This window comes from Piscinibacter sp. PDB5-1, assembly GCF_056676035.1.
Genome location: NZ_JBWVZL010000009.1, coordinates 1 through 11,519, shown reverse-complemented (window position 1 = coordinate 11,519; position 11,519 = coordinate 1). Strand labels below are relative to the sequence as shown.

Here is an 11,519-nt window from a genome sequence, read left to right as displayed (position 1 = left end):
TCGTAACGTGGGTCATCGGGCCTATCGGTTGGTCGGCCGTGCTAGCTCAAACTTCGGCTCGTCTGCGAGCATTCCTCTGTGGCTTCGTCCACAGAGGTCTAACCCCTCCATCGAGCGGATTCGCCTTCGGCGAACCGCTCATGTCAAACGGTAGATTTCTTGGCGAACGGTGCCCTTCCTGTGTGGCTGCGGCTGAGCCAAAGCGTTGCAGTTGATCGTGCTCGGGTAGCGTTCTTCGCGTCAGTCAGCTTGTTTATCGTTTGGCTGCTGACCTCCCTCGCTGGCGGTTCCCCTGTTGCCCTGCGTTGGGTGGCACACCATCATCGGCGCTCAATGCAAACGGCTGGTTTCTTGGCGTGCTGAGGTCATCGTGTTTGCCCTCGCCAAGAAACCTACCAAGTCGCTCAAGCGGACAGCCTTCGGCTGCCGCTTAGCTCCAACGTTAGACCTCTAGACCACCAGAATCTCGGAATGCAAATGGGAGATCAAATGACGACAACGCTGCTACTACCCAAGCGCTACGAAAAGCTGCAAGACGCCGCAGCAGAGAAGCGGGCCGATTTAACGCAGATTGTTCGCAAAGTTCCAGAAGCAACGGCTCGCGTCGAGCAGTTAATTCGTCAGGTAACGAACGGAGGTCTTGGCCGTTTTGAACTATTTCTTGGTCCTTCAGGATCTGGAAAAACTACGTTTCTGAGCACGCTTCCAAGGTTCTATTCCGGCGCCCATATCACTCCACTCTCCGACAAGTTGTCTCTTGACGAGGTTGCCGCTGAGATCCGACGCAACGGAGAGACGCCGATAGACGGACAAATCTATGTATTGCTTGAACGTGACAATCCGAATGTTGATGACGCAGAACTCCGCAGGTTCTTTGAAGAGCTAAGGCGAATCTTTCGAACTAAGGGAGGATGTGCTTTGGTCATCTGGCCGATCACAGATACACAGGCAGCCAAAACAATCAGCGAAATAGCTTGGGCTGTAGGGAGCGACAGCATCGTTGATCAAACCTCAAGAGGTCTGTACAACTTCACCGGCCTTCCAAAGAGCGCCTACTTTGAGGTCGCCGACATCACCGCGCGCTCTCTAAATGCGGGCCAAGGCCTTGAGGCTTTTGGCCTCGGCACTGCAGTAGCTCAGCCGATGGTTCAGACGAGCGAGACGATCAGTCAGTTCTTTGGCAATCTGGAAGCCAAGTCGCAAGAACTGAACAATTCGTTCGGCGACACGTTGAAAGAACGAAGACTGCCGAGCGTTTGGATTCTTGTGGGGGGAGATGACACAAGAGAGCTAAGTCTGACCGTTGCCAACCTCACGCAAGGGACTGAAAAGCGCATTGACATCGACAGAATGATTGATGTCTTGGACGCAAGTGATTCGACGACCGGGTACCTCGGTGACTGGAGAAAAAGGCGGCACCAGATTGCATTCTTGCTGCGCCATCTAGATGTTCGACTATTTGAGCTCACGCCGAATGTCTCCGTCAGCGCAATCCGCGCTTTCGGTGAAGCCACCATTACGGACAAGCTCAAGAAGGGGAAGGAATCTCCAGCCAACGCCAGCTCGGCGATACAAGGGGCAAAGTTCTTTCAATTCCTTGCGGGCACACCGTCCACAAACGCAGCAACTATTCGTCCAGCAAAAGACGAGACAGCAAACGAATATAAGCGTCTACAGCAACTCGCCTCTAAGAATGACAAGCTGCTGAACAAGGCTCTTGCAGCGTGCATCTCAAGGGCGCTGCAAGACGTAGGAGTGGCCGGATCAGTGACGGCCGAACGGCGGACTCTTGATCCGAAAAGCAATCTACAGCCAGACATCATGGTCGACCTCGCTGATGGTCGCCTAGTCTGTATCGAGCCTACATGGCGGACTACCGGCGAAGGGATCAAAGGAGAAATCAAAGAGCAGCAAAGCTCGATGACGGTTGGCCACATCCAACAGTATCTCCTTGCCAAGGTTCTTGAATACGTCAACGACTTGGGCGCGTAGGGGCCTAACCCTTCCATCGAGAGGACATGCCCCGGCAAGCCGGGTCATGCCTCTCATGTCAAACGTTAGACCTCAGTGTTGGGCGAGACAGCGTGACTTCGAAAGCAGTGCGAGTTATGCAAACGGTGCTTCATCAAACGGCTGCGGGTTACGGTCAGGCCGAGCGGTCACGAGCATGGCGCGGGCATCCCCTGTCGGTGGCTTCGCTGTGCAGGTCGCAGCGGTTGATGCGGGCTGTCCGTCCGTTGGCGGCCAGCGCACGTAACGTGGGTCATCGGGCCTATCGGTTTGTCGGCCGTGCTGGCTCAAGCTGCGGTTCTTCTGCAGGCATTCCTCTGTGGCTTCGTCCACGGAGGTCTAACCCCTCCATCGAGCGGATTCGCCTTCGGCGAACCGCTCATGTCAAACGTTAGGCATCTTTATGGCCGAAGAAGTCGTTCTGAACGATTGGAGTCCGAGCGAAGAGACTCTTCGACGCTGGGCATTCGATGAGAACCTGTTGCTTTCCGATCAGGATGAGGATCTGGTGCTGGGGCACGAAGACTATCTTCCCGTACTTATTGAACTGGCAAGCGACCCGTCTTGCCCGAAGGCAAGCTACATCCTTTCATGCCTCGACTTCTATCTGATGTTTCTGGTTCTTCGGGGAACGGAAGCACATCTCTCTATCGTCAGAGAGGGCGCGCGCCTCGCGGCAATCGGAAAGACGCCAGAGCTTGCCGCGTGGGCTAGTCTTCAAGAGCGTCGATTGAAGTATCACGAGGGGGGCGGCCCAGTTTCCAGGGAAGGCGCTTTGCTCATGGGGCAAGAGCTTCTCAACGGAATCTGCCGAGCCGCGAGCATTTCGATCGTGGATGAGACCGCAAGCACCTGGGAGGTTGAGTTGTCGGTTCAGCCTCTCCATAGGCACAAAGAGAGATTGTCAATATCAAAGGCCTCTGGGCGATTCAAGTTCTTCAGATGAGCGCGCAGATGCCTAACCCTTTCATCGAGAGGACTCGCCCCGGCAAGCCGGGTCGAGCCTCTCATGTCAAACGTTAGATCTCAGTTCGGCCCGTGCGCATGCGCCTTCGAGAAGCAACTGAAATGGCTGTCCTTCTGACCCGTGGCTCGGAGTGTTTTGCTGGCGCCCAGCGTCTGCGCAGTTCTGATGGTGTTGCCGCCAACGGCGCTGCGAGCGGGCAAGTGTCAAGGGCTGAGCGGCAGCAGTCGGGGTTGGGTCAGTGCGGCAACGTGGGTCCGCGGCTCGGCAATTCGGGGCGTGCCTTCGGCCACAGAGATCTAACCACTCCATCGAGCGGATGTCACAAGGGCTACGCCCTTGTGCCACCGCTCATGTCAAACGTTAGGCCTCACAAACCGCACCCCAGCATGACACTCAAGACCAAGATACGTGCAATCTTCATTGCGGCTTTGATCGCGCTTCCAGTTCACGCCATGGCAGAGCTCGAGCCTCTTGCCGGAAAGTGGGAACGAAGCCTTATCACCTACATGTTCGTTCACAGCAAGAACACCTATGCCCCCTGGGAACACCCAATGAGCAGCGGTTGCTACTCCGAAGCCGCGCTAAAGAAGCTCGGGTTTCTCTCGCCGGCAGGAAGCAAGTTCAGCCACGAGAAAGGCGGTGGCTCATGCGAAGTGTCTGAAGAGAGAAGTGCAGGCGCTTCGTCATCCTGGCGGTTGCAGTGCATGAAGACCGGCGGAATCATTGAAGACACGAGAACGTCCCTGGTGCGCTCAAGCACTGAAATCCGTTCGTCATCCGTTCTTCGTGTGACTGGCAAAGACGATGAGTTTGGCCCGAACGGTATGAGAACCGAACTCGTAATGCGTCGGGTAGGCGAGTGTGAAGAAAAGGTTCGGTAACCAGAGATGAAACGCGGTTTGGGCGTTCATTGAGTGAGGCCTAACCCTTCCATCGAGAGGGACGTCCAAGGGCTATCGCCCTAGGCCGCCCCTCATGTCAAACGTTAGACCTCTTTTGCCTCGGTTGATCCGCACACCACAACGTACCATCTGCCAGCCAAAACAAAGCCCGGGTGAGCGGGGCAACAGGGAGAACAGATGTATTCGTCAACGTTCATTTTTGCCAAGGGGCAGTTTGATGAGGCCTTTCATCGGCTAGATCAAGAGATCGCTGAAATGGCCAAGTCAATTCCGGGATACCTCGGCGAAGAGTCGTGGGAGAACGCAGAAACGGGCCTTGTGTCCAACGTGTACTACTGGAGTTCGTTGGCAGCGCTTCAGTCGTTGGTTCAGCATCCGCGCCATGTCGAAGCCAAGGCTGCTCAGCACAATTGGCTGGCGGGCTATCAGGTCATCATTTCCCAGGTCATTCGAACCTACGGTGACTCGAAGCTTGGTCAACGGTGGCTTGCTGGTGCAGAGGTCTAACCCTTCCATCGAGCGGAGATCAACCGGCAAGCCGGTTGCTCCCGCTCATGTCAAACGTTAGATCTCAGTTCGGCCCGAGCGCATGTGCCTTCGACAAGCAACTGAAATGACTGTCCTTCTGAACCGTGGCTCGGTGAGTTTTTCTGGCGCCCAGCGTCTGCCCGGCGTCGGTGGCATTGCCACTATCTGCGCTGCGAGCGATCAGGTGTCACGGGCTGAGCGTCAGCCTCCAGAGTTGGGTCGGTGTGGCCGCATGGGTCAGCGGCTTCGGCAGGTTGGGTCGTGCCTTCGGCCACAGAGATCTAACCACTCCATCGAGCGGATGTCATAAGGGCTACGCCCTTGTGCCACCGCTCATGTCAAACGGTAGATTTCTTGGCGACCGGTGCACGTCCTGTGTGGCTACGGCTGAGCCCAAGAGTTGCAGTTCATCGTGCTGCTCTGGCGTTCTTCGCGCCGATCTGCTTGTTTATCGTTTGGCTGCGGGCGTCCTTCGCTCGCGGGGTTTCGGGTTGCCCTGCGTTGGGTGGCACGCCATCATCGGCGCTCAATTCAAGCGGTTGGTTTCTCGGCGTGCTGAGGTCATCGTGTTTGCCATCGCCAAGAAACCTACCGGGTCGCTCAAGCGGACAGCCTTCGGCTGCCGCTTAGCTCAACGTTAGAACTCAGTTCGCCGCCGAGGCCGTGCCTTCGAGAAGAGTCCAATGGAGCGAAGAGATCTAACGCCGCCTTTAAAGCTCTCCGGCGCGGCCCAGCGGCCCGGTGCATCGAGTGGGCATCCACCGACGGTGGCTTTGGTCGGCTTGTCGCAATGGTGGGCGTGGGCTGTCCGTCCGTTGGCGGCCAGCGCACATAACGTTGGTAGTCGAACCTATCGGTTTGTCGAGCGTGCCGCCTCAGAATCTGGTTCGTCTGCTGGCACCTCTCTGCAGCTCCGGCCACAGAGTTCTAACCACTCCATCGAGCGGATCCGCCTTCGGCGGTCCGCTCATGTCAAACGTTAGACATCGGCCGAGTAGCAGCAGTGCCATGCGAGAAGAAGCGTGTCGAGTTCTTCATGGGCTGTCCGTCCGTTGGCGGCTAGCGCGCCGGCTGAGCTGCTTCGCCAGGCGCCGTGCAAGCAGGGGCACATCGGAGAAACTTGGCAGCAGAGGCAGCGAAAGGCAAGGTCGTTCAAGCGGTCTTCGTGGCGCCAGTTGCTGGGCCAAGTGAGCCGGGCGCTGTCTAACCCTTCCATCGAGGGGATGCCTTGCCGGCTGCGCCGTCAAGTCACCCCTCATGTCAAACGTTAGGTGTCGCGGGAAATGTCACTCACTCGAAAAGAATGCGAGCGCGCGATTGCAGAAATGTCGCCGCAGCAGGAGCTTCGTTTTCTTGCTGTTCTGGGGCATTGGCTCACGGTTGTTGCGAGAGGCTCATACGAGTTTCAATCGCCTGGCGTCAAGGATCCCTTGTCACTGCGAGCATTCAATGAACTCCATCACCGTCTCTATGCGCAAATTCGCGGAATCTCGGTCAATGGCCGGGGCGACTTCGACGCCGAAGACATTACCTCGTGGCTCACTGGAGAGAATCAACCGCAGGAGTTCCAGGCTGGTTGCCTTTGGGCTTTCGAGCATGCACTGGAGCGCGCACGCAATGGCGACACCTAACCATTCCATCGAGCGGATGCCAAGCCGGTTGCGCCGTCTTGTCCCCGCTCATGTCAAACGTTAGGCGCCATGGGCACGGTTTCCGCTCTTACTGCATACGAATGGCAATCTGGCGAGTTTCCCGTCTGCGTGATCAATGTCCAGGCAAAAGAGCTTTCGTACCTACATGGCGTTCCTCTGCTCTCGTGGGAAACAGATGGTCTAGGTAGAGCCAGCGGATTTACTTGCAGGCTTCCAGCAGGAGAAGTCTTGCTTGTTGAAGAGCTCCACGATGCTCCTGAGACATTTGGAGCACCAATTACAAACATCTCTATGGAAGCCAGTGCGTTGGTTGAACTTGGCATTGCAGGTGCAGTAGCAGCTGTTCTAGCTGGCTTGGGGGTACCCAAAGACAAGCTTGCATGGGTGCAAACCGAAGCTGGTCTAGAGGCTGCCAAACGACTCGCCGACCATGCAAACAAGAAGGCGGCGCAGCAGAATGGCGCCTAACCCTTCAATCGACCGGACGTGCCCCGGCAAGCCGGGTCACGCCGGTCATCTCAAACGTTAGACGTCGCTGATGTTCTCCATCGCATTCCTCCAAGACCTAGGCAACGGCAGGCTCCGAATTGAGGAGAAGATGCTGAAGTCCGAGTTCGAGCGGCGCGGAGTGCCAGTTGAGCTCTACACGATCAAGAGGATTCAGCGAAGGAGCTTGCCGCTCTCCAGAGAAACGTTCATTGCTGGCGACATGGACGCGATGCACGGAGCAATGAAACAACTGGAGATATGCATTCCTGAGCCGAATGACTATCCAGATTGCCTTGCTCCGTATCTCCATAGACGGATCTGGAAATCAACTCTCTGGGATGCAGAACGAAAAGTATATGAAGAGGGCGGCCCCGCCATATTCGTCAAGCCATCAGCCCGTCGCAAGAACTTCACGGGCACCGTGCTTGGTTTCTCAGGAGACTCCACAAGCATCGGTCCGGCAAGCAAGCGTCAGGACGTCTGGTGCTCTGAGGTAGTCAAATGGAAGTCCGAGTTTCGGGTCTATGTCATTGACACTGAAGTTGTCGGAGTAGATCACTACGACGGCGATGAAGGCGCAACTTTGGATATGACAACAGTCAAACAGGCGCTGCTCGCATATAGGAAATCTGGTAAGGCACCGTCCGCCTACGGCATCGACTTTGGAATTCTTGAAACCGGACAGACAGCTCTTGTTGAGGCCAATGACGGATACGCGCTCGGTGCCTACAAGATTGCGGCCGAGCCATACACCGACCTGCTAATCCGGCGGTGGCAAGAGCTTCTTATGACGTCGGGAACAGGCGGTAAGCCCGGAGCCACTCATGCCGCGAGCGACGTCTAACCCTTCCATCGAGAGGACTCGCCCCGGCAAGCCGGGGCGAGCCTCTCATGTCAAACGTTAGGCCTCATGAAACGCATCGCCTCGGTTGCTCTTGCTACTAGCCTCGTGGTCGCCTGCTCGAGCGGAGACCGCAGCATCAGCGCCGCTATCACCGCACAGTTCGATGCAAACGCCTCGGAACCAATCAATCTCTCGAAAATTGGCCCACCAGAGTGGGAGCGACTTTGCGTGCTTGGCCCTTACTCCGGCAACGAAGAAGCGGAGCGAGTTCTTGGCTTTCCGTGGAGTGCTGAGAGCCACACATCAATCGCAACAAACGAAGGGGTTAACTTGCTAGTCTTTGTTCGCGGCAGTGATGTTCTTGCCTTCACCGAGCACCCGCGCAACAAGGGCGACTTCAAGAGCCCGAAGCAGAGTTGCATTTCCCGTTCGAAGGCCGTGCTTACACGAACGATTGAACCCAATGGTTGGGTTTACTTGGTGGCAGCGTGAGGCCTAACCCTTCCATTGAGCTGACGTGCCCCGGCAAGCCGGGTCACGCAGCTCATGTCAAACGTTAGGCGTCAAGTCGTGAAGCTGGAGCAGATCAAAGCGAACCTGGAACGTGCGGGAGTCGCGTTCTCTACTGGTCTTTCGTCGAGGGAGCTCGACGCTGCCGAAGCGCGCTTTAACTTTGTGTTTCCACCCGATCTGCGTCAGCTTTTGTCGTTCGCCATGCCGGTCGGTGGCAAGTTCCCAAACTGGCGTGATCTCAACGATGAGCATCTGATGAGCTCACTGGCTTGGCCTCTCGAAGGGCTTTGGTTCGACGCAAAGCAGAACTCGTTGTGGTTGCCCGAGTGGGGGCCTCGGCCGGTGGAGGACGAGCACGCTTACGAACGCCTACGCGCGCTTGTGCAAGCGGCTCCAAGGCTCATCCCCATTCAAGGTCACCGGTACCTTCCCGCCCTCCCGCTGGAGCCCGGAAACCCTGTGCTATCGGTCTATCAGACCGACATAATTTGCTACGGCCTCAACCTCGAAGACTACTTCGCGAACGAGCACAGCTACTACTTCGGCAAGCAAGGCTACGAACTACCAGTGAAGCCGAAGGAAATCGAGTTCTGGTCTTCGTTTCTCGACTAGGAGCACACAGAGAATGCCGCCTAACCCTTCCATCGAGCGGAGATCAACCGGCAAGCCGGTTGCTCCCGCTCATGTCAAACGGTAGATTTCTTGGCGACCGGTGCCCGTCCTGTGTGGCTACGGCCGAGCCGAAGCGTTGCAGTTGATCGTGCTGCGTTGGCGTTCTTCGCGCCGGTCCGCTTGTCTATCGTTTGGCTGCGGGCGTCCTTCGCTCGCGGGGTTCTGGGTTGCCCTGCGTTGGGCGACACGCCATCATCGACGCTCAATTCAAGCGGTTGGTTTCTCAGCTTGCTGAGGTCATCGTGTTTGCCCTCGCTAAGAAACCTACCGGGTCGCTCAAGCGGACAGCCTTCGGCTGCCGCTTAGCTCAACGTTAGGCTTCACAACCTACATTGAGGCGATGCGAACCCTACTTTGTGTGCTCTCTATGCTTGCTGCGGGAGCAGCGCAGGCGACCGAATTGCGCGCTAACCAGAGGTGTGCAGCGAAGTTGCAGGAAGAGCAGGCGCGAATTGAGCATGACTTCACTCGAACCCGTCCGCCTACAAGCGACAAGGTTGCGTTTGAGCGGTGGGCGAGTGAAATGCACGCCGCGTTGAATGCAGCCGGCAAGCAAGCTGACGAATGCGAGCGGAAGAGCACGCCGACGCTGACAACGGATCGGCGCGCGGCGCTGGACAATTGCCTGAAAAGAATCAGCGGCAAGACCGATGAGGTCTTCCGCAAGTATTCGGGACGGACGCTCACGCGGGATGAGCAAGCAAGGCAGCGAGCAGAATTGGAGGATCTTCATCAGCAACGCATCGCATGTGACCCCGCATCGCGGAAGTAGATGTATCAAATGGTGGGGTTCTTGTCGGTGAAGCCTAACCATTCCATCGAGGGGATGCCAAGCCGGCTGCGCCGTCTTGTCACCCCTCATGTCAAACGTTAGGCATCGCTGAAGTAGCGCACATGGCTCAAAACTTATACGTCGCCATCGTTGTCGTTGTTGTGGAGGAGCGATGGTTCATGGCACCGAACGAGCCATACATCGATGAACTCCTTCGCGTTCCCGATCGGTTCAAACGGAGCTACACACTTCAATCGCATGTTTATGCCGCACGCGACCGCGAGCACGCGTACGAGATAGTCATGGGGTGGATCGAAAACGACGGGTTCGTGGATTTCAACCATGACGGCGATGGCGATTTGACTGCGATCTATTCAATTGGCATCCACGACATTCAGGATGTCGTGCTTGGAAGCGGCCCTGTGGAACATGCACTAACCGGCTTATATGGGGTGGAAGCCGGGTCAGTGTCTTCCGCTGACATCGACTCAGAAGGTGTCCCGCGGGTACGCTCCAAGCAGGAACTTGCTGTGTTTCGGGGCGAGTCGGGTAGGGTGCGAGGCGATGCCTAACCCTTCCATCGAGGGGATGCCTTGCCGGCTGCGCCGTCAAGTCACCCCTCATGTCAAACGTTAGACCTCATTGTTGGTCCAGGCAGCGTGCCTTCGAAAGCAGTGCGAGTTATGCAAACGGTGCTCCATCAACTGACGGCGCGCGTTCCGGCCGAGCCTGGCGGTCACGAGCGCCGTGCGGGCATCCACCGGCGGTGGCTTCGTTGGGCAGGTCGCAGCGGCTGGCGCGGGCTATCCGTCCGTTGGCGGCCAGCGCACGTAACGTGGGTCATCGGGCCTATCGGTTTGTCAGTCGTGCTGGCTCAAGCTGCGGTCGTCTGCGAGCATTCCTCTGTGGCTTCGTCCACAGAGGTCTAACCCCTCCATCGAGCGGATTCGCCTTCGGCGAACCGCTCATGTCAAACGTTAGACCTCACGAGCATGTTTCATTTGTCCGAAACGCAGTTTGCGGCTCTGGCGTGCTGGGACCCGGCCGAGGCAGGATTCAGCCGCGACGAGGGTCGGGCGAACGGAGGAAGGATCGCGCTAGTTGTTGAATCCTTGCGGCGGAGACACTGGATCGGGGTGGCCATCGAGGCCGACGGAGGGCTTGAAAATTACGCCCATGTGTTTGTGTATGACGCGCTTCGCTTTCCACGCGACGTCATGTCAGAGGCGACGGAACACATCGAATACGAGGGAGTTTCAATCTACCTCTCTCTTCTGGGGCCCTATGCCGCCATCGGTCCTACGAGCAAGTACATGAGATACGAGCTGACGGCCGGAGGTCGAGGCGCTGGCGTAGGCGCCCGCGCCAAGCTGGCGCTGTCGGATGTCGTGCAGGAACCGGGGGATGACACGGTTCTGCAAGCTGCATTCAATGAGGCCATGCGATTCGGTTACTCAACCCTTAGACCAGAAGAACTGGGTCAACTCCTACCCGCTGGTATTGAACCGATGGACGTGTGCGGACTACCCGATGGCCCGTACACCTACTTTGACCTGCTATTCAACGAGACCGACTAATGAGGTCTAACCATTCCATCGAGGGGATGCCTTGCCGGCGTCGCCGTCAAGTCACCCCTCATGTCAAACGTTAGACGTCAGAAGCGGCGAGCCCACCAATGCAGCGTGCCCATGCCTACGCCATGCTCGCGGAGCACCTTGACCGCCTGAGCAAGTTGCCGAGCCAGCAACTGAAGCAGCATGTGGGCGCAAAGCCCATCGAACTTGCTGCGCAGATCGAAGCAGAGGAATTGAACCTAGAGTTCGTTGTCACGTGGGCAAATAAGGAGCGGTGTGCCCTACGCATTGAAGGCACAGCGAGAGGGCCGAGTTCTTGGCGGGTCGAGTACCTCCGCGAGAGTATTTCAGTGCCTGTGGCGAAAACACCATCCGAAGCGGAAGGGGGCAAGTGGTGGGAGCGATCGAGAACCACAGGTCGGTGTGTGAAACACTGACGTCTAACCATTCCATCGAGCGGATTCGCCTTCGGCGGACCGCTCATGTCAAACGTTAGACATCGGCCGATTGAAAGCGGTGCCATGCGAGCAGAAGCGTGCCGAGTTCTTCGTGGGCTGTCCGTCCGTTGGCGGCCAGCGCACCGGCTGAGCAGGTTC

General features: G+C 57.2%; 12 protein-coding genes. All 12 read left to right on the top strand.

Annotation, left to right across the window (positions count from 1 at the left end):
* Positions 1 to 489: 489 nt before the first annotated feature.
* Complete coding sequence (locus AC1KAT_RS21995) at positions 490 to 1,992, top strand: hypothetical protein (RefSeq protein WP_480329471.1); 1,503 nt, start codon at positions 490 to 492, stop codon at positions 1,990 to 1,992.
* Positions 1,993 to 2,413: 421 nt separating this feature from the next.
* On the top strand, positions 2,414 to 2,956 hold the full coding sequence (locus AC1KAT_RS21990; protein WP_480329469.1) for a hypothetical protein: 543 nt from the start codon (positions 2,414 to 2,416) through the stop codon (positions 2,954 to 2,956).
* A 407-nt stretch (positions 2,957 to 3,363) separates the two neighbouring features.
* Positions 3,364 to 3,858 carry a DUF3617 domain-containing protein gene (locus AC1KAT_RS21985; protein WP_480329467.1) on the top strand — a complete coding sequence of 165 codons (495 nt, stop codon included), beginning with the start codon at positions 3,364 to 3,366 and terminating at the stop codon, positions 3,856 to 3,858.
* A gap of 198 nt (positions 3,859 to 4,056) precedes the next feature.
* A complete protein-coding gene (locus AC1KAT_RS21980) occupies positions 4,057 to 4,386 on the top strand; it encodes an antibiotic biosynthesis monooxygenase family protein (protein ID WP_480329465.1) in 330 nt (109 codons plus the stop codon).
* 1,304 nt (positions 4,387 to 5,690) lie between these two features.
* Positions 5,691 to 6,038, top strand: coding sequence for a hypothetical protein (locus AC1KAT_RS21975; RefSeq protein ID WP_480329463.1), 348 nt, complete (start codon positions 5,691 to 5,693; stop codon positions 6,036 to 6,038).
* A 69-nt stretch (positions 6,039 to 6,107) separates the two neighbouring features.
* Positions 6,108 to 6,527, top strand: a complete 420-nt coding sequence (locus tag AC1KAT_RS21970) for a hypothetical protein (protein WP_480329461.1) — start codon at positions 6,108 to 6,110, stop codon at positions 6,525 to 6,527.
* 70 nt (positions 6,528 to 6,597) lie between these two features.
* Entirely contained in the window at positions 6,598 to 7,392 is a 795-nt protein-coding gene (locus tag AC1KAT_RS21965; protein WP_480329459.1) for an ATP-grasp domain-containing protein, read from the top strand.
* Positions 7,393 to 7,458: 66 nt separating this feature from the next.
* Entirely contained in the window at positions 7,459 to 7,884 is a 426-nt protein-coding gene (locus AC1KAT_RS21960) for a hypothetical protein (RefSeq protein ID WP_480329457.1), read from the top strand.
* Positions 7,885 to 7,962: 78 nt separating this feature from the next.
* A complete protein-coding gene (locus AC1KAT_RS21955) occupies positions 7,963 to 8,517 on the top strand; it encodes an SMI1/KNR4 family protein (RefSeq protein ID WP_480329455.1) in 555 nt (184 codons plus the stop codon).
* A gap of 400 nt (positions 8,518 to 8,917) precedes the next feature.
* On the top strand, positions 8,918 to 9,349 hold the full coding sequence (locus AC1KAT_RS21950) for a hypothetical protein (protein ID WP_480329453.1): 432 nt from the start codon (positions 8,918 to 8,920) through the stop codon (positions 9,347 to 9,349).
* A 122-nt stretch (positions 9,350 to 9,471) separates the two neighbouring features.
* The gene (locus AC1KAT_RS21945; protein WP_480329451.1) at positions 9,472 to 9,921 is read left to right on the top strand and encodes a hypothetical protein; all 450 of its coding nucleotides are present in this window, start codon (positions 9,472 to 9,474) and stop codon (positions 9,919 to 9,921) included.
* Positions 9,922 to 10,341: 420 nt separating this feature from the next.
* Positions 10,342 to 10,926 carry a hypothetical protein gene (locus tag AC1KAT_RS21940; RefSeq protein WP_480329449.1) on the top strand — a complete coding sequence of 195 codons (585 nt, stop codon included), beginning with the start codon at positions 10,342 to 10,344 and terminating at the stop codon, positions 10,924 to 10,926.
* Positions 10,927 to 11,519 lie beyond the last annotated feature (593 nt).

What these genes read in the sequence shown, in the direction of transcription:
- AC1KAT_RS21995 (WP_480329471.1), top strand. Translation starts at nt 490, where the DNA reads ATGACGACAACGCTGCTACTACCCAAGCGCTACGAAAAGCTGCAAGAC.
- AC1KAT_RS21990 (WP_480329469.1), top strand. Translation starts at nt 2,414, where the DNA reads ATGGCCGAAGAAGTCGTTCTGAACGATTGGAGTCCGAGCGAAGAGACT.
- AC1KAT_RS21985 (WP_480329467.1), top strand. Translation starts at nt 3,364, where the DNA reads ATGACACTCAAGACCAAGATACGTGCAATCTTCATTGCGGCTTTGATC.
- AC1KAT_RS21980 (WP_480329465.1), top strand. Translation starts at nt 4,057, where the DNA reads ATGTATTCGTCAACGTTCATTTTTGCCAAGGGGCAGTTTGATGAGGCC.
- AC1KAT_RS21975 (WP_480329463.1), top strand. Translation starts at nt 5,691, where the DNA reads ATGTCACTCACTCGAAAAGAATGCGAGCGCGCGATTGCAGAAATGTCG.
- AC1KAT_RS21970 (WP_480329461.1), top strand. Translation starts at nt 6,108, where the DNA reads ATGGGCACGGTTTCCGCTCTTACTGCATACGAATGGCAATCTGGCGAG.
- AC1KAT_RS21965 (WP_480329459.1), top strand. Translation starts at nt 6,598, where the DNA reads ATGTTCTCCATCGCATTCCTCCAAGACCTAGGCAACGGCAGGCTCCGA.
- AC1KAT_RS21960 (WP_480329457.1), top strand. Translation starts at nt 7,459, where the DNA reads ATGAAACGCATCGCCTCGGTTGCTCTTGCTACTAGCCTCGTGGTCGCC.
- AC1KAT_RS21950 (WP_480329453.1), top strand. Translation starts at nt 8,918, where the DNA reads ATGCGAACCCTACTTTGTGTGCTCTCTATGCTTGCTGCGGGAGCAGCG.
- AC1KAT_RS21945 (WP_480329451.1), top strand. Translation starts at nt 9,472, where the DNA reads ATGGCTCAAAACTTATACGTCGCCATCGTTGTCGTTGTTGTGGAGGAG.
- AC1KAT_RS21940 (WP_480329449.1), top strand. Translation starts at nt 10,342, where the DNA reads ATGTTTCATTTGTCCGAAACGCAGTTTGCGGCTCTGGCGTGCTGGGAC.